Here is an 18,119-nt window from a genome sequence, read left to right on the forward strand (position 1 = left end):
TTATTTATAAGGTTTCAGGGTATATAATGAAAATAAAGAATGGCTATTTTACACAGGTTTGTTGAACCTTAACATGAGATGTATAAATAAAAATAAATCAAAGGAAAATAAGTAAGATAAATTTTATTCAAATATTAATTTAGATTTATTTGGAGGTGTATTATATGGAAAATAGAGAAAAAAGTTTATACGATATTTTTTTAAGTTATTCATATAGTGATGTGATGAAATTATTTCAAAAGGCAAAAACAGCAGAAGAAAAAGACTTCTATGCAAATATATCAAATATGATTCTTCAAAGAAATCAAATGAAAGTTATAAGTAGGGGATAACATGAAGATATATACTATATTTTCAGGTGTAAATGGTGCTGGAAAGAGTTCCATATACAAATTAATTTATTATAATGAGAATAAGAATGAAATAAGAATAAATACTGATGAGATGATGGCAAAGATTGGATCGTGGAAAGATGATAATCTGCAAATAAAATGTGCTAGAGAAGCTGTAAGGTTAATGAATTACTATATTTCAGCAGGCATATCATTTAATCGAGAAACTACATTATCAGGTAAAACCATACTTAAAAACATAAAATTAGCAAAGTAGAACGGATTTTATCTTATAATGAATTATATAGGTATGGAAAACGTTGAGATAGCTGAGAAAAAGAAATGTTATAGGTGGCATCTTTCCAACCTCTTTGAATTCTGAAAGTGCCTTAAAGCTATATGAGACAATGATTTATGGCACCTTTTTTATGCACATTGTAAAAATTCAAGAACGGTTGGAAAAATTTTAAGTAAATCCTTTATTTATAAGGTTTCATAGTATATAATAAAAATGAGGAATAGCTATTTTACTCGGGTTGAACCTTAACATGAGATGTTTTTAAATAAACAAAAAGTTTCCAACAGAGATTACAGTTACCCTGTTGAACCTTAACATGAGATGTTTTTAAATTTACTAAATCATAGCAATACTTTATTCCTCCTTTAAGTTGAACCTTAACATGAGATGTTTTTAAATTTTATTCACACGCCTCCATATCTAAAATTCTATCCAGTTGAACCTTAACATGAGATGTTTTTAAATTAAGCATTGTTTTGAGAGAAGTACCTGCATCTTGGCGTTGAACCTTAACATGAGATGTTTTTAAATTATTCAATTTTAACATCCCCCACGTACAATTAATCTGTTGAACCTTAACATGAGATGTTTTTAAATGAGTTCCAAAGATTAAAAGTCATACCAGAGGTTGACGTTGAACCTTAACATGAGATGTTTTTAAATTCTACTGGGCAGTAAATGGAATGACAGTTCGAAAGGTTGAACCTTAACATGAGATGTTTTTAAATTCGTTAAAAATACTTAGCTGCTCTTTAATTTTAAAAGTTGAACCTTAACATGAGATGTTTTTAAATAATAGATGATGTTGAGTGCTTAGATTTGCTTTTAGCGTTGAACCTTAACATGAGATGTTTTTAAATTAATTTGTTCTATTGTATTAGTATAATAAAATCCAGTTGAACCTTAACATGAGATGTTTTTAAATAATTTAAAAAATAAAATATAGAAAGGATGATTAAAGGTTGAACCTTAACATGAGATGTTTTTAAATAACAAATATAAGTATTTGCTTGCGTGATGGCTTAAGTTGAACCTTAACATGAGATGTTTTTAAATAATTTATAATCTTCTTTAAATTGTTTCCAATCATCAGTTGAACCTTAACATGAGATGTTTTTAAATTATAAAATATAATATGAGCCTAATTAGTATTACTTTGTTGAACCTTAACATGAGATGTTTTTAAATTGAGTTTTAAATTTATAACCATTAAACACTTTTAACTGTTGAACCTTAACATGAGATGTTTTTAAATTTACAATATTCTTCACTGATAAATACTGTAATTCCGTGTTGAACCTTAACATGAGATGTTTTTAAATTTGTTGGGATAATTCATATGAACCTCATTATAAGAGTTGAACCTTAACATGAGATGTTTTTAAATTGATGGTAATGTTAAAACAATACGTAGATATTTTAAGTTGAACCTTAACATGAGATGTTTTTAAATGAAATAGAAAAAGCATTAGTTAATATGGATACAAAGTTGAACCTTAACATGAGATGTTTTTAAATTATATAGCCATTTGAGGCATTTTAAAAATGTTGTCTGTTGAACCTTAACATGAGATGTTTTTAAATCTGGAGAACACCGTTAAAGAAATGCAGAGTAAATGTTGAACCTTAACATGAGATGTTTTTAAATACTTAGTAATAATGAATTTTAACACTAAATGATTGTTGAACCATAACAAATGTTGTATAAGACACGATGCAAGTGACTAAGTACTAATTAAAATTCAACTTAATAGTATTGAATTTTAACAAACGTGTGGCTCTTATCATAATATATTATATAAACAATCTTAGGAGAAATTATAATGAGAAAATACTTAATATTAGTTGCTATTGTAATTTCTATAATATGTACTATACAAATTCCTAAATCTGTAGACATTAAGATAAAAATGAAAAGATAAACTAAAAAAACTCTTGCCAGCATGGCAGGAGTTCTTTCTCGTAAAGTCGAATAATAGTATATATGGAAAATGGTTTCTTACTATGTATAATAATACAGAGGAATGGAGAATAATCATGAATATTATTGAAATAAATGTAAAAGTGTTCACTCTTCAGGATATTACTGCCAGAGAAACCCTTGAGGATTTAAGTAGACTTATGGATAAATCTTTTTACAGAAATAAGGATTTGGAAAATTTTCATGAAGAAAATACTATGAAAAATTATTGTTTCAACAGCCTGTATCCACTTGATGTAAAAACCAAGATGTATAAAAAAGGTGAAGTTTACAACTTTCAGCTGAGGTGTATAGGAGATGAATTAAAAGGACATTTTTTAAAGTTTTTGAGTAATGAGTATACTTCGAAGCTCAAGGTACTTGTATGCGAAAGCAAAATTATACCTAAAAGACCAATAGAAAGAATATACAGCATAACACCTGTGATAGTAAAAATGCCTGGAAGTGATAAAATTGTATATTGGAGAAATGGATATACAGAAGAACAATTCTTTGAGTATATAAGAACAACCAGCATAAAGAAATACGAAGTTCTTACGGGAGAAAGCATAGACAAAAATTTAAAACTCTTTAACTATTCTAAAATAGACAATAAAAAGCCCATCGCTGTTGATTTCAAAGATAAAAAACTTCTTGGAGATAAAGCCACATTAAGTATAGATACAGATAGTACTGCTCAAAATATTGCATATATGCTGCTTGGAACAGGTGTTGCTGATATGTGTCCAAGGGGTTACGGCTTCATGAACTATCAGTACATAAAATAAGAGTGGAGTTGAGGATATTTGATAAAGGAGATTTGCAGGGCATTTAATAATGAATATGAAGAAAAAAAGGATGCTTTAATTGTAGATAACTATACTCTGTCACCTGGAAGTTATGTAGAGTTTACTTTGGAGGATAATGGCGAAATTGTCGATATATTTGATGTGAATAAAAAGTCAGACAAGTCCCAGAATGCTTATAGAAAATTTGCAGAAAAGGACTGTCTGAGTGGACTTATTTCCATGAATAAACCGATAGATCCAGCTAAGGTAATACACAGTAATAATTTATTTGCCTTTTATGTTAAAAAAGAAAATTTGGATGTATCAAGTGGGAAATTAAATAAAAAAATAATAGAAGGATATTACGATATTTTAAAAAATCCTGAAAAAAAATATAAGGGTAAAAAGAATATTGAACTTTATACTAAATTTGCGAAAGAAAATGGCGAGCCAGATGGAGAACTTACAGATAAAATACAAAATTGGATAAAGGATAATATATGGAAAATAGCAGCGCGCTTAAAGAAATTAGACAAAACATATCTTAAATTATTTTACCAGACAACCATTCACAATTATGAAGCAGAAAGTCAGAGATATATAATCCCAAACATATATAATAGTGCAGATTACAATGTTAAAATTGGAGAAAATGTGTATGGGCTTCCTGATTTTAATATGGGACTGAATTCAAAAAAGCCATATCTTGAAAATAAGACCAGAAAGAGCAAGTTATCTGTTCTTGTAGATTCTAAAACTATTTCACGGGAAAAGAAGCTATTCGATTATCTGATGAATTGCTCAGCAGAGGCTAAAAACTGTATATATGTAGATAAAAATATGCAGCCATTAAAAGCAGATGAGAATAGAGATTCCGATTTTAATGGACATATTCTAAGGGTGAAAAAGGGCAAAGAAGTTGAGATAATAGATTATGATTCTGTAACTGGATATAGATACAAACTTAAAAGGAATATAGAAATAAATCCAATACTAAATGAGGGCATAGGTAAAAAATTTGAGCTAATTGGTGAAAATATGATCTACCTTAGAGAGGTAAAAAAGAATGTGAGTCAAGTGTTTTTTAATAAATATCTTGAAACTAATTTTTTTACGGAACCTGGTGACATAAATTTAAATGATTCCAAAGTTAAGGAATGCCTTTTAAAATACAGACAGGGTTTTTATACATGGTTTTTTAAGGGAGAAGATTCTCTTGTAAGAGCATTTTGGAACAGTATGAGTCTTTATCTTCTCAAAAATTCCATACTTCAGGGAAATATGAATAAAGCAGTAAATCAGTTTAATTTAAGGCATGCGCTTATCAGCTACTTTAATGAAGGGGGAAAAAGGAATATGAATTCAATTGTTCAGGATGCCAGAAAAAGTGTAGATGAAAAGATAAATATAAAAGATGATAATGGTGATAAAGTAAAGATAGAAAATGATGGAGAATACTACTTTTGTATAGGACAGCTTCTCAAATATTTTTACAGCTTGAACAAGTCAGCAAATAAAAGTTGTTCTTTCATAAATACATTTTTAAATTCAGAAAATGACAAAGTTATTAAAGACAGGCTTAGAAAGTTGTTTATAAAGTACAATTACACAATAAGACCACATCTTAAATTCAATAATTTATATTGTATGATTTTGGCTTATGTGCCAGATAATCATGTAAATCAAGACAGTATAATTGCAGGATTTTTAAGTCCCAGTCTAATATATAAAAAAGAGGAGGAAAATTAGATGAATAGAGTATATGGTGTTATTGGAATAAAATCAATTATGGCAAATTGGAATGCGGATTTTGGAGGATATCCAAAGACAATAAGTAATGGAAACATATTCGGAAGTGACAAGGCACTTAAATACAGCATAAAAAAGTATTGGCAGGACAATGGAGAAAAAATACTTTATATAAAATCATTCAAGACAGAAAAAGGTAAAATAAGGCCAAGATCCCTTGAAGAGAGATACAATCAAGTTTTTGATACTAAACTTACTAAAAAAGATGAAAGTACAAACATTCTTGAAAATTTGTTTTCTACAGTTGACGTAAAGTCTTTTGGAGCTACCTTTGCAGAAGAGGGAAATAATATATCAATTACAGGAGCTGTCCAAATAGGTCAGGGCTTCAATGTTTATAAGAATTCAAATTCAGAGGAACAGCAGATCTTGTCTCCATTTAGAAGTGATAAGAAAGCAAAAGAAGGAAAGGAAGCAGAAGAAGCAAATCAAAGTACACTTGGAACGAAGATTGTAAGCGATGAGGCACATTATTTGTATCCTTTCTATGTAAACCCAACTTCTTATAGGGATTATGTAGATATGGATGTTACAGAGGGCTACACAGAGGAAGATTATAAAAAATTTAAAAATGGGGCACTAATTGGTGCGACGGCATTAAATACAAATGCAAAAGCAGGATGTGAAAATGAATTTGCACTATTTATAGAAACGGATGAAAGCACATACCTTCCAAACTTAACTCAATTTATGGAATTTGAGAAAGGTAAAGACAAAGATATATTAAAATTGAATTTAAGTGAAATACTAGGCAAGTTAAAAGATGATATTAAAGGTATAGAAATTTATTACAATGATTATAAATTGGAACTTAAAAATAAACCTGAAGGAGCTAAGTATTTTAATATATTCACACGAAAAGAGGTTTAGAAGATGGAGGTTTTAAGGTTTAAGCTTTCTGGCAGAACTGCGTTTTTTAAAAAACCTGATGTAAATACGTATTACTATTTTACATATGGAAGCATACACAAGATTGCTCTCCTTGGGATAATGGGAAGCGTTATTGGACTTACAGGGTATAATGCGCAGAGCAGGGACTTTGAGAAAAATATATATCCCGAATTTTATGACAGGCTAAAGTCTTCTAAGGTAGCAGTAGTAACTCTTAACAGGCATGGATATATAACAAAGAAAGTTCAGGCCTTTAATAATTCTGTAGGATATGCAAGCAAAGAAGCTGGGGGAAATCTTATAGTAAAACAGCAGTGGCTTGAAAACCCTAAATGGCTTATATATGTAAAAATAGACAGTGTTACAGCCAAGTTTGCAGATATGCTTATGAAAAATAAAGCAAAATTTTTACCATACCTTGGTACAAACGATCATTTTGCAGATATAACGGATGTATGCAGGCTTGAGGTGTCAAAAACAGATGATTTTGAGATAATAGACAGTATGTTTAAAACTCAATATTTTAAGGTGGATAAGTATGCAGATGAGAACGGGGAAGATACTGCATGGAAATATACAGAATATCTGCCAGTTGGTATGGATGAGGAACTTAATCAGTATCAATTTGCTGACTTTACGGAAACCAATATGTATGTAGATTCTTTGGATGAAAATGAATTTATATATAGAGATGAGGAATTTGGGAAAAATATCTATTTTTTTTAGGAGGCTTTTATGTATTTTGATGATATTCACTTGTTTAAAACAGAAAGTTTCATAAATAATCTGGATCAAATGTATGCCCATAGAGATAGGAATGATGGGAGCAGAAGAGAAAAACTTAATTGTCATATAAATTTGACGTATAAATATTTTAAATTTATATGCAGGCAGAAAAATCTAGGAGATGTGTTTTTTAAGCTTCAAAAAGATTTATTAAAAGGTAGAAGTGAGGAAGTCATAAATCTTTGGAAAGAAATGCTTGCAAATACTGTTTATATGCATGACATGGGAAAAATAAATCCGGGTTTTCAATGGAATAATATGAAAAATGAGATGTATAAGGATGGAGGGTCTGATAAAATACATTCAGCTATTGGTGCATATATATATGTAAGTTATTTTGCTAAAAGGATAGACAAACTTAAGAAGAGATACGACAGATTTTATCTAAAGTATTTTATGTACTTAAACTCGTATGTAATATCGAAACATCATGGTGCTTTAATTGATATAGAAAATTATGGATTGTTATTAAGCAATTCTCTTGAAATATATAGTAAAAAAAAGTACTATCCTGATCTCAATATGGATGCTTTAGGAAGAGTGTATATTTGTAATTCATTTGAAAATTCTAGAAAATATATGGAAAATTACCTAAAGGAAGATGAAAAGTTAAGTTTTTGTATATATATTTACGTAAAACTTGTGTTTTCAGTTTTAACAGCAGCGGATTATTATGCCACATCAGAATTTATGCATGGTGAAAAAGTAGATGATTTGGGACTTGTAGATGATAATTTAAAAAAGAAGTTCAGTGAAGATATAGATAAATACTCAATTATGCAAAGCGTAAGAGAATATGAAAAGTCTCCGATAAAGGATGATGGGTATACGAGTATAAATCAGCTTAGATCTGAAATAACACTTGAGGCTGAAAAAATTTATTTGAAAAATAGAGATAAGAATATGTATTATCTTGAAGCACCAACTGGAGCGGGAAAAACTTTAACGTCAATTAATCTTGCAAGGCTTATACTCAATTCAGATGATAAAATAAACAAACTATTTTACGTATTTCCTTTTAACACCTTGGTTGAACAGACAGAAGCTGAATTTATGAATATATTTAAAGATGACAGTGAGATAATTAAAAGTATATCTGTTATAAATTCACTGACGCCTATAAAGAGTAATGATGAAGATTATGAAAAGTCTCTTTTAAATAGAATATTTATAAACTATCCTTTTGTTATAACCACACATGTAAGTCTGTTTAATTCTCTGTTTGGAACAAGCAGAGAGGAAAGCTTTCCGCTTGTAAATATGTGCAATTCAGTAATAATACTAGATGAAATACAAAGCTATAAAAATGATATATGGAAAGAAATAATAAATTTTCTCGAGGCATATTCTGAACTTTTGAATATAAAGGTTGTAGTAATGTCAGCTACACTTCCAAGATTAAATAAGCTTGTAGATTATGAGAGCGAAAATTTTGTATATTTGATAAAGGACAGACGGCATTATTTTGAAAATCCATATTTTAAAGATAGAGTAAAATTTGAAATGCTGGATCTAGAAGGTGAAATTAAAGATCAGTTTGAAGGACTGATGGAAGATATTGAGCTTGAAAGCAGGGAAAATCATAAAATACTTGTTGAATTCATATCTAGGAAAAGAACAGATGAATTTTATGATTATATGAGTGAAAAATTTTTCAATGAGTATGGTCATAAGATTGTAATTATGACCTCTGATGACAACAAAATTGACAGGAAGAAGATTGTAGCTATGGCAAAGGAGAAGAATACAAAACTCATACTCATAGCAACTCAGATAATAGAGGCTGGAATTGACATAGACATGGACATTGGTTATAAAAATATATCCATACTGGATGCAGAAGAACAGTTTATGGGAAGAGTAAACAGGTCATGCTTAAAAAAAGGAAGAGTAAAATTTTTCAAAATTGATAATTGTACAAATATATACAGAGGCGATGTCAGAAGAGAAAAGGAGTTTACGTTGATAAACTCTGATATTAAAGATATTCTTTTAAATAAGGATTTTGAAAAATATTATGAGAAGATAGTAGATAAAATAAATGAGAATAAAAAGCAATGTAATGATAGAGGATATGCTCATTTTATTTCATTATTATATTCTTTGAAGTTTAAAGAGTTGGAAAAACATATGAGGCTTATAGATGATGATCAAAAGGAATATACAGTATTTATCTCCAGGAATATAGAAATTGAAAAAAATAAATTTATATCTGGAGTTGATGTGTGGTCAAGTTATAAAAAAGTTTTAATGGACAATTCCATTGATTATGCTGAAAAAAAAGTGAAATTATCTGAAATTAACCCTTCTCTGAATTATTTTATATACAGAGTAAAGAAAATGCCAGATCAGTACAACGAACTTCTTGGAGATGTATATTACATTTTAGACGGAGAAAAGTATATAAAAAATGGAAGGTTTAACAAGGATATATTTACAGGAGAAAAGGTTGATGCGGTAAATATAATGTTGTGACTATGGAGGAGTTATGAAAATAAACGGTACACTTATAAATTACTATTTTCACTGCAAAAGGCAGTTCTGGCTGCATGCAAGTAGAATAAACATGGAATATATAAGTGAAGATGTAAAGATAGGAAAGGCAATTCACGAATTAAAGGCGGAAGGCAAAGACAATGCAGAAATAGCTATAGATAATGTGAAGATAGATAAGCTTACTAAAGATTATCTAGTTGAGGTAAAAAAGTCTGATGCAGATGTAGAGGCTTCAAAGTGGCAGGTCCTATTTTATTTAAGCATATTAAAAAGTAAAGGCATAATAAGAGAAGGAAAGCTAGAATTTCAAGAAAAAAATAAACAGGATAAAAAGATAATATATGTAACCCTTACAGAAGAAGATGAAAATAGATTAAAGGATTTAGAAGTTGAAATGGAAAAGCTTCTTAAAGAGGAAACACCTCCTAAAATCGGAAAAGTCAAGGGCTGCAGGAAATGTGCTTACTATGAGTATTGTTACATATGAAATATATTTTAGGTGGTGAAAAACATGGCAAGCGGTACAAAATATCTTATGAGTATGGGAGAACTTAAGAGGAAAGACAATTCCATAGTTTTTAAAACTGACAAGGGGAATGCTTATCTGCCAGTAGAATCTATACGGGAGTTGTATTGCATGAATGAAATATCCATAAATACAAAGTTTCTTGATTTTGCGGCCAAGGCGGGTATAGTTATTCACTTTTTTAATTACTATGGATATTACAGTGGAACTTTTTATCCTAAGGAAAATCTTGTAAGTGGGAAGGCGACGATAAAACAGGTTGAAACCTTTTTAAAGAATAGAAATTACATAGCAAAAGCATTTGTAAGAGGAATAGGTGAAAACATATATCAGCTTTTATATCATTATTACAGGCATGATAAAAAGGAAGTAGAGCCTGCACTTATTTGGATAAGAGAAAAAATGCCGGAATATATGGAGGATAGTAGTTTAGAGATAAAACAGATACTTAGAGTCGAGGGTGAAATATGGCAGAGGTTTTATGATTGTTTTAAGTACATACTTCCAGAAGACTTTGTACTTAATAAAAGAGTCAAAAGACCGCCGGATAATCCTATAAATGCACTTATATCTTTTGGTAATTCAATACTGTACTCAAAAACAGTGGCTCAAATCTATAACACTCATTTAAATCAAACTATAAGCTATCTGCATGAGCCGTCTGAGGGCAGATTTTCTTTGAGTCTTGATTTATCTGAAGTATTTAAACCTGCAATAGTTTTTAAGACCATATTTGACTTAGTTAATACAAAACAGATTCAGGTGAGCAAACATTTTGACAAGAAATACAATTACTGTCTTTTAAATGAGGAAGGTAAAAAAATATTTGTACAGGCTATTGAACAGAGATTTGAAAGTGTTTTTGATCATAAAAAGCTCAAGAGAAAGGTGAGTTATAAGACAGCTATTAGGCTTGATGGGTATAAGCTCATAAAATACCTGGTAGAGGGTGAGGAATTTAAACCGTTTAGTTTAAAAGATATGATGTAAGGTGGTATTTGGCTGTGGGAAGAAATTTTAACTTTAATTATGCGTTTTTATTTTATGACGTAAATGAAAAAAGAGTAAACAAGGTATTTAAAGTCTGCAAGAAATATTTTCATCACCACCAGAATTCTGTTTTCAGGGGAGCCATAACTCCTTCAAAAATGATAAAATTAAAAGGTGAATTGAATAAAATAGTGGAAAGCGGCGACTTTGTAACGATAATAAAGCTTATGAATGACAGTTGTTTTGAGGAAGAAACCCTTGGAACAAATGATAAAAACACTGAAAATTTGATATTGTAGAAAATGAGTTTTAAAAGAACTTCAGGAAATACACAGAGAAATTTTTGATAGAGACAACAGTGAAAAAATAATATAAGATAAAATTGATAAACAATCAGTAATAACTAATTGTGTATAGAGGAGGTATGGTATGGCAATAGCGAATATAAAAATGAAATTTATATGTAGTTTAGATAAAGTATGGAATCTTGTAACGTCACTTGATAATTACTCTTGGAGAAGTGACCTAGACAGGATAAAGGTATTAGAAGAAGGAAAAAAGTTTATAGAATATACTAAAGATGGTTATGCAACCACTTTTACAATTACAGTGTTTAAACCTATGGAGAGATATGAATTTGATATGGATAATGACAATATGCATGGTAATTGGATTGGAATATTTTTATTTCATGATGGTGAAACCTTTATTGATTTTACAGAAAATGTGACTGCTAAAAAGATTTTGTTGAAACCATTTGTCAAATTGTATTTGAAAAAACAGCAGGCATTATATATTAAAGATTTGAAAAATGCCTTAGATAAATAAATTATATCTAGTGTGGCAGCTTTTTAATTTGTAAGGATGATAACTATATGAATGCAGAAAACAAAAATTTAATGCAAATTCATTTCGCTGTTCTTTTGTTTGGTTTGTCAGGTTTGTTTGGAAAATTATTATTATTACCATCAACAATAATTGTTTTTGGAAGAGTTTTTTTTTCAAGTATATTTTTATTTGTAATCATGTTTTGTTTGAAAAGAAATATAAGACTAAAAAATAAAAGTCATTATTTTTATCTATTAATAATGGGACTTATTTTAGCAGTCCACTGGACTACCTTTTTTAAGGCCATACAAATTTCTACAGTAGCAATAGGAGTGCTTACATTCTCGACATTTCCTGTTTTTACTACATTTCTTGAGCCATATTTTTTCAAGGAAAAAATTAAATTAAAGGATGTAATTATTGCCATTAGTACATTTTCGGGAGTCATTTTTATTGTTCCAAGGTTTGAACTTGGAAATAACTTAACGCAGGGAGTTCTTTGTGGGATAGTATCTGGATTTGCTTATGCTGTACTTTCAATGATGAATAGAAAATATGTAAAAGAATATTCAAGTTTGTTAATTGCCTTTTATGAACAAGCTGTAGCGGCTGTTTTATTAATACCTTCATTATTTATAGAAAAAGCTGCTTTCACTCCTAAAGATATAGTATTACTTGTACTGCTTGGTACAGTGTTTACCGGGATTTCTCATTCACTATTTATAAATGGATTAAAGAGCATTAGAACCCAGGTGGCAGGTATTATATCCAGTCTTGAACCAGTTTATGGAATTATTTTTGCTGCTTTTTTATTAGGGGAAATTCCAAACTCGAGAGAAATATTAGGTGGGGTTATTATTTTGAGCACTGTATTCTATTCAACTATTAAACATACATAGGTAAATAATTACTTTTTCAATAAGTATATTAAATAAATTTAGAGTTCAATAAATAGAGAGAATGATTTCACTGCCAGCGGCAGGAATGTACATCTGTATTATTATTGATTGAATTATATGAAGCATTATATGTAGCTCGTAGGCAAGCATAACCGCAGCAAAAAGTGAGTACATATTGAAATACAAACATAAAATTATTATAATTACAAGCACAATAATTTCCTCAAGTACAGCTAAAGCAAATTGGGTATTACTGTGCTTATTTAGAGTGTCTATAACTGTATGGAGTTTTACAGGTGCTTTTGCCTTGATTCAATTCCTATTTCAAAAGTCACCTCATTTTTGCTGTGATTAATTACCAAGTTTATATAGTGAAATTATCCAGACTGTTTTTTAGTTTGTTAGAAAATTGGTTTAGCTCATTCACAAGTCCTTTTATATTTTCCATATTATTATTTACCTCAAAACTAGATGAGGTTATCTCCTCAGAGGATGATGATATTTCCTCAGTTGTGCATATCACTGAATTCATAGAGGAGGTTACTAAATCTGAACTTTTATATATGCTATCTATTTTAGATACATTTTCATTAATCATTGTAGGTATTTTTTGTATAAAAGAAATAACTTTGTTTAAAGTATTTTTTGTTTCAGTTATTGTTTCTACTTGAGATTGAGCTACAATTAAGGAGTTCTTAACGCTGTCTGCTGAAGTATTGATTGCAGATATAAGGTCATTAATTAAGTCACGTATTTTGTTAACTGAATTAGAAGTATCATTTGATAATTTTTTTATCTGGTTTGCAACGATTGCGAAGCCTCTTCCGGCATCTCCAGCTCTTGCAGCTTCTATTGATGCATTTAAAGACAATAAATTTATTTCGGTTGATATATTTTCTATAACATTTATTATAGGAACTATTTCATTTGATTTACCCAATAACTCTTCTATTTTTAAATTAGTGTCTTTAGATGAGTTGATACTTTCAGAATTTTTATTTTCTAAATCTGTAAGTATATTTATGATATTTGAATTTAAATCACTGGCAGCTGTAGATTCACTTTTCATTGAAATACTGTTTGTTCTTACTTCATTTATATTTTGAGCTAAAAATTTTATGCTTTCAAAACTGTTTTGTATATTTTTTGTAGATGAATTTATATCGGAAGAAATCTGTTCCATAGCTTTTTTTACATTGTTTGAACTTTCATATGTAGTATCTGTAAAAGAATTTATCGCTGTAGTTTTGATGTTTAATGTTTCAGACAATTCTTTTATTTGTATAAGTATGTTCCTGATATTTACTGCCATTTTATTGAATGTGGCACCTATATAACCTATTTCATCAGTACTGTTTATATTTAGGTTTACCTGCATGTTTCCATTGGATACCATCTCCATGGACTCAACAATCTGCCCTAAAGGTTTTATTTTCTTTTTCATTAATATAATTATAAATGCTAATGAAATTAAAATTAATGCTATTGAAATAATTATTATTAATTTCAGTATTCCGTATACAGGTTTGTAAAAATCTGATTTGTAGCATCCTACATTTATATACCAGCCCCAAGGTTTGAAATAAGCAACAGAATTTATTTTCATTTTACTAAAGCTTTCTCCTGGATTTTTCCACTTGAAATTGATTATTCCATCGTTTTCATGGTTTTGGGCCTCATTAATTATTAATTTTGATAAGTTTCTTCCGTTTTCATCGGTAACTTTTGAAATATTTTCTCCTTCTTTAAAAGGATGCATAACTTCTATACCGTCTTTGTTGATTGCATACATATATGCACTTATATTCATTTCTAATTTAGAATTAAGTCCTCTTGTTTTTCCATTTTGTTTCTTTGGAGCTAACATTTTTGACTTGAATATTTCTTGAGCATCTTGCTTGCTTATTTTACCTGAATCTACCTGATCTTGCAGACTATCCATCATAGCAAGTCCCATTTGTATTCTATTGTTAAGAGCAGTTTCGCCAAGTTTGTTTAAGGCATTTTTAGCGCTGAAAAAAGAAACTGAAGCTATAATAATAATTGAGAATACTATTAAAATAAAAAATATTAAATAGGACTTTAAGAAACTTTTACTAAGTTGATTATTGTGGGAGTTTTTCATTTGTTTACCGTTAACCTAAAATCTAAAAAAATCTAATATCTTTGAGAATGTATAGGTTTTAATAAATTTATAACGGTTCTCACCTGCCTTCCTTTTTTGTTAGCACATCTTTATTACTTGACAATAATAATCAATAATAATCTTAGTACTTATATATGAATATGTCAATAATATGTCAATAATATATCAAAAAAAATACTTGGAAAACTCCAATCAAATAGCTGGTTAAATAAAAAATAAATTATTAGGGCAGGATGATTTTTATCTATGTCTAAAAATGTAATGAATTGGTAGTTAGATTCAACTTACTCTTTTTAAGTTGTACTTTTTCTTGACATAGTACCAGGATAATAATGTCGCATGAAGTGTATTATAGTATAATATAACTTATTATATATAGAAAAGGGGGGTTAAATTGAAGCGTATAGATAAAGTATATAATTGTTTACGTGATAATACCGCAAAACTTGATTTAAATGCTATAAAGGAAAAAAGGGGATTTAGTGCATTAGAGATATCAAAAGAATTAAATATACTCAGAAATAATGTCAGTATGGAATTAAATTTACTGCTTAGAGATAAAAAAATAATAAAAATCAAAGGAAGACCCGTATTATTTTTAGAAAAAAATACTGTGGAAAAGATTATTGGATGTAAATTAAAAGATGAATCATTAGTGTTCGAGAAAATAGATGAATTAATCAAATTAAGTAGTAAACATGAAAAAGATAATGATCCATTTAGTGATTTAATAGGCGCACAAACAAGTCTTAAAAATCAAATAGAGCAAGCCAAAGCAGCAGTATTATATCCTCCGAATGGTTTGCATACATTGATTGTTGGACAGACGGGTGTTGGAAAAACATTATTTGCAAATATGATGTATAATTACGCAAAATATGCAAAAAAGTTTAATAGTAATGCCCCATTTATAGTATTTAATTGTGCAGACTATTATAACAATTCACATCTTTTGATTTCACAAATATTTGGATATGTAAAAGGGGCTTTTACGGGAGCTGAAAATGAAAAAGATGGCTTAGTTGAGAAAGCAAATGGAGGAATACTGTTTTTGGATGAGATACATAGACTTCCACCAGAAGGTCAAGAAATGATATTTTATTTTATGGATACAGGAACTTATAATAAATTAGGAGAAACTGAAAGAAAGAGAAAGTCTAATGTTCTCATAATAGGAGCAACTACTGAAGATCCACAATCATCTCTGTTGAAAACATTTGTAAGGAGAATACCTATAATAATAACAATTCCTACCTTTGAAGAAAGACCTATAAAGGATAAGTTAGAAATGGTCAAATTTTTATTATCTAATGAAGCGCATAGGGTAAATAAACCAATAAAAATTGAAGATGAAGCTGTAAAAGCGTTGGTGGGTAGTCCTACATTTGGTAATGTAGGACAAATGAAATCCAATATTCAACTTGTATGTGCGAAAGGTTTTTTAAATAGCATAGATGGGAAGGGGTGTATTGAAATTGACTTTAAATCTCTTCCAACAGATATAAAGGACGGTATAGTTCATTTAGGTGGCAAAAGAAAGGAAATGGAGAAAATATCAGAATGTATTGATTCACAACTCGTTATTACGCCTGATGGAGAATATAAAGCACTTATAGATGAAGACCCTTATGAGCCTCCATTTAACTTGTATAAGATTATAGAAGATAAGGCTGCAATATTAAAAGATGAAGGTGCAGATAATGAGTATATTAAAAACTTCATTACTACAGATATAAATGTTCATATAAAATGCTTTTATGATAAATTTAAGAATGATGTAAAAGATAGAGAAAATATACTCAAGATAGTAAATGAAGATATACTTGAATTTGCAGAAGAAATAAAAGATCTTGTTGAAGTAAGGCTGAATAAAAAATTTAATGAAAGATTCTTGTATGCTCTTAGTCTACATTTAAGTGCATTTTTTAAGAGAGCTGAGAATAAAAGAAATGTAAAATACGCTAATGTGGAAGATATTATTAAAGATAACCCCGATGAATATAATGTTTCTGTTGAAATTAAAGGATTGGTGGAAAAGAAGTATAAAATGGTGGTCCCTGATATGGAGGCAGTATATTTGACTTTACTACTTAGTTCAATTCAGGATAATCAAAATAATGAACATGTTGCACTAATAGTTGCTGAACATGGAAGCAGTACAGCAAGTAGTATGGTGAATGTTGCTAAAAAGCTTTTAGGTGACGGTGCTATAGAAGCTATAGATATGCCGCTTGAAGTGAATCCTAAAAAAATATTAGATGACGTAACAGAAAAAGTGAAAGAGATGGATATGGGTAAGGGCGTATTACTTTTAGTAGACATGGGATCTCTGGCAAATTTTGATGTTATTATTACAGAAAAAACTGGTATAAGTGTTAAAAGTATAGATATGGTATCTACCCCTTTGGTTTTAGAGGCAATTAGAAAGGCGAATATCGTTGATATGGATTTAGATAGCATATATGATTCACTTAAGGAGTTTAGAGGGTATGGTAGATATGTAGAAAATTATATTACGGCTAATGAACGTAAGGCTATAATAACTATTTGCAGCAGCGGACAGGGAGCCGCTGAAAAACTTAAAGATTTAGTTAGTGACATTATTGCAAACTTGACAGATGAGAAAATAGATATAATATCTGTAGGTATAAATAAACTTAACGAAAGAATAGAATCAATAAAAAAAAGTTATTATATTATTGCTTCTGTTGGAATTATTGATCCAAAGATAGAATCACCATTTATTTCATTGGAGGATTTAATTAATGGATCTGGAGAGAATAATTTAATCAATATAATACAAAACAATAATATTTTAATAACAAATAGAGAGCAAAATATAGTAGTAAAAGATTTATGTGAAGATAGTTTAAATGAATTTTTAACATTTCTAAATCCATCTAAGATAATAAATGTATTAATAAAATTTTCAAGTGTATTAGAAAAAGAAATGAATCTACATTTTGATAATTCAATGCGCATGAGACTAATGATTCATGTAGGCTGCGCATTAGAGAGAATGGTAATTAAGGATGGTTTAGTATATAAGGATGATGTCTCAAAGTTAGATAAGAAGGTACTCAAAATTATTAAAAAATCTGCTGATATATTCAAAAGTTCATTGAATGTTGTTTTGGATGATGATGAAATTTACTATATTGCTGAAATGTTTCAATAAAGTATATCAAAAACATTGCCAAAGAAATATTAGAGTATTAAAAAACAAAAATAGTGTATCAATAAAAATGATTTTAATAAATTAAAATTGCTTTAAAGCACTGATTTTACACTGAATCAGTGCTTTAAGATTTTTTGATACACATATTTGGCATATAACTTGCTGTAAATAAATAGAAGATATTAGGAATTG

At 29.2% G+C, this 18,119-nt stretch carries 14 protein-coding genes, 1 pseudogene and 1 CRISPR repeat array; of the genes and pseudogenes, 13 read left to right on the forward strand and 2 right to left on the reverse strand.

The features are described from left to right. Positions 1 to 164: 164 nt before the first annotated feature. The 12 genes and pseudogenes from AC4CVH_RS08870 (at position 165) to AC4CVH_RS08925 (ending at position 12,603) form a co-directional block, all read left to right on the forward strand. A complete protein-coding gene (locus AC4CVH_RS08870) occupies positions 165 to 332 on the forward strand; it encodes a hypothetical protein (RefSeq protein ID WP_490787401.1) in 168 nt (55 codons plus the stop codon). A 1-nt stretch (position 333) separates the two neighbouring features. Then, a pseudogene (locus tag AC4CVH_RS08875) lies at positions 334 to 672 on the forward strand (ATPase); the annotation flags it as partial. A 195-nt stretch (positions 673 to 867) separates the two neighbouring features. Further along, positions 868 to 2,278: direct repeats of the CRISPR family, unit length 30 nt; unit sequence GTTGAACCTTAACATGAGATGTTTTTAAAT. A gap of 389 nt (positions 2,279 to 2,667) precedes the next feature. Next, positions 2,668 to 3,378, forward strand: a complete 711-nt coding sequence (locus AC4CVH_RS08880; protein WP_490787402.1) for a CRISPR-associated endoribonuclease Cas6 — start codon at positions 2,668 to 2,670, stop codon at positions 3,376 to 3,378. An 18-nt stretch (positions 3,379 to 3,396) separates the two neighbouring features. Next, entirely contained in the window at positions 3,397 to 5,127 is a 1,731-nt protein-coding gene (locus AC4CVH_RS08885; RefSeq protein ID WP_490787403.1) for a hypothetical protein, read from the forward strand. Further along, positions 5,128 to 6,057, forward strand: a complete 930-nt coding sequence (locus AC4CVH_RS08890) for a type I CRISPR-associated protein Cas7 (RefSeq protein ID WP_490787404.1) — start codon at positions 5,128 to 5,130, stop codon at positions 6,055 to 6,057. A 3-nt stretch (positions 6,058 to 6,060) separates the two neighbouring features. Next, on the forward strand, positions 6,061 to 6,804 hold the full coding sequence (gene cas5b, locus AC4CVH_RS08895; RefSeq protein ID WP_490787405.1) for a type I-B CRISPR-associated protein Cas5b: 744 nt from the start codon (positions 6,061 to 6,063) through the stop codon (positions 6,802 to 6,804). A gap of 9 nt (positions 6,805 to 6,813) precedes the next feature. Beyond that, positions 6,814 to 9,339: a CRISPR-associated helicase Cas3' gene (gene cas3 / locus AC4CVH_RS08900; RefSeq protein ID WP_490787406.1), complete on the forward strand. Its 2,526-nt coding sequence runs from the start codon at positions 6,814 to 6,816 to the stop codon at positions 9,337 to 9,339. Between the two features lie 13 nt (positions 9,340 to 9,352). Beyond that, positions 9,353 to 9,847 carry a CRISPR-associated protein Cas4 gene (locus AC4CVH_RS08905; RefSeq protein WP_490787407.1) on the forward strand — a complete coding sequence of 165 codons (495 nt, stop codon included), beginning with the start codon at positions 9,353 to 9,355 and terminating at the stop codon, positions 9,845 to 9,847. Positions 9,848 to 9,871: 24 nt separating this feature from the next. Next, a complete protein-coding gene (gene cas1b, locus AC4CVH_RS08910) occupies positions 9,872 to 10,876 on the forward strand; it encodes a type I-B CRISPR-associated endonuclease Cas1b (protein WP_490787408.1) in 1,005 nt (334 codons plus the stop codon). Positions 10,877 to 10,890: 14 nt separating this feature from the next. Beyond that, positions 10,891 to 11,175 carry a CRISPR-associated endonuclease Cas2 gene (gene cas2, locus AC4CVH_RS08915; RefSeq protein ID WP_490787409.1) on the forward strand — a complete coding sequence of 95 codons (285 nt, stop codon included), beginning with the start codon at positions 10,891 to 10,893 and terminating at the stop codon, positions 11,173 to 11,175. A gap of 130 nt (positions 11,176 to 11,305) precedes the next feature. Further along, positions 11,306 to 11,704 carry a polyketide cyclase gene (locus AC4CVH_RS08920; protein WP_490787410.1) on the forward strand — a complete coding sequence of 133 codons (399 nt, stop codon included), beginning with the start codon at positions 11,306 to 11,308 and terminating at the stop codon, positions 11,702 to 11,704. Between the two features lie 47 nt (positions 11,705 to 11,751). Further along, complete coding sequence (locus AC4CVH_RS08925; protein WP_490787411.1) at positions 11,752 to 12,603, forward strand: DMT family transporter; 852 nt, start codon at positions 11,752 to 11,754, stop codon at positions 12,601 to 12,603. A 45-nt stretch (positions 12,604 to 12,648) separates the two neighbouring features. Here AC4CVH_RS08925 and AC4CVH_RS08930 read toward each other — a convergent pair whose 3' ends face one another. After that, positions 12,649 to 12,915, reverse strand: a complete 267-nt coding sequence (locus AC4CVH_RS08930; protein WP_490787550.1) for an HXXEE domain-containing protein — start codon at positions 12,913 to 12,915, stop codon at positions 12,649 to 12,651. A 52-nt stretch (positions 12,916 to 12,967) separates the two neighbouring features. Beyond that, positions 12,968 to 14,728, reverse strand: a complete 1,761-nt coding sequence (locus AC4CVH_RS08935) for a methyl-accepting chemotaxis protein (protein WP_490787412.1) — start codon at positions 14,726 to 14,728, stop codon at positions 12,968 to 12,970. A 415-nt stretch (positions 14,729 to 15,143) separates the two neighbouring features. Here AC4CVH_RS08935 and AC4CVH_RS08940 point away from each other — a divergent pair, with 415 nt between their 5' ends. After that, complete coding sequence (locus AC4CVH_RS08940) at positions 15,144 to 17,927, forward strand: sigma-54-dependent transcriptional regulator (RefSeq protein ID WP_490787413.1); 2,784 nt, start codon at positions 15,144 to 15,146, stop codon at positions 17,925 to 17,927. The last annotated feature ends 192 nt before the right edge of the window (positions 17,928 to 18,119 follow it).

It is taken from the genome of Clostridium pabulibutyricum, assembly GCF_058242705.1.

What these genes read in the sequence shown, in the direction of transcription:
- AC4CVH_RS08920 (WP_490787410.1), top strand. Translation starts at nt 11,306, where the DNA reads ATGGCAATAGCGAATATAAAAATGAAATTTATATGTAGTTTAGATAAA.
- AC4CVH_RS08935 (WP_490787412.1), bottom strand. Translation starts at nt 14,728, where the DNA reads ATGAAAAACTCCCACAATAATCAACTTAGTAAAAGTTTCTTAAAGTCC.
- cas5b (WP_490787405.1), top strand. Translation starts at nt 6,061, where the DNA reads ATGGAGGTTTTAAGGTTTAAGCTTTCTGGCAGAACTGCGTTTTTTAAA.
- cas1b (WP_490787408.1), top strand. Translation starts at nt 9,872, where the DNA reads ATGGCAAGCGGTACAAAATATCTTATGAGTATGGGAGAACTTAAGAGG.
- AC4CVH_RS08925 (WP_490787411.1), top strand. Translation starts at nt 11,752, where the DNA reads ATGAATGCAGAAAACAAAAATTTAATGCAAATTCATTTCGCTGTTCTT.
- cas3 (WP_490787406.1), top strand. Translation starts at nt 6,814, where the DNA reads ATGTATTTTGATGATATTCACTTGTTTAAAACAGAAAGTTTCATAAAT.
- AC4CVH_RS08870 (WP_490787401.1), top strand. Translation starts at nt 165, where the DNA reads ATGGAAAATAGAGAAAAAAGTTTATACGATATTTTTTTAAGTTATTCA.
- AC4CVH_RS08905 (WP_490787407.1), top strand. Translation starts at nt 9,353, where the DNA reads ATGAAAATAAACGGTACACTTATAAATTACTATTTTCACTGCAAAAGG.
- AC4CVH_RS08890 (WP_490787404.1), top strand. Translation starts at nt 5,128, where the DNA reads ATGAATAGAGTATATGGTGTTATTGGAATAAAATCAATTATGGCAAAT.
- AC4CVH_RS08880 (WP_490787402.1), top strand. Translation starts at nt 2,668, where the DNA reads ATGAATATTATTGAAATAAATGTAAAAGTGTTCACTCTTCAGGATATT.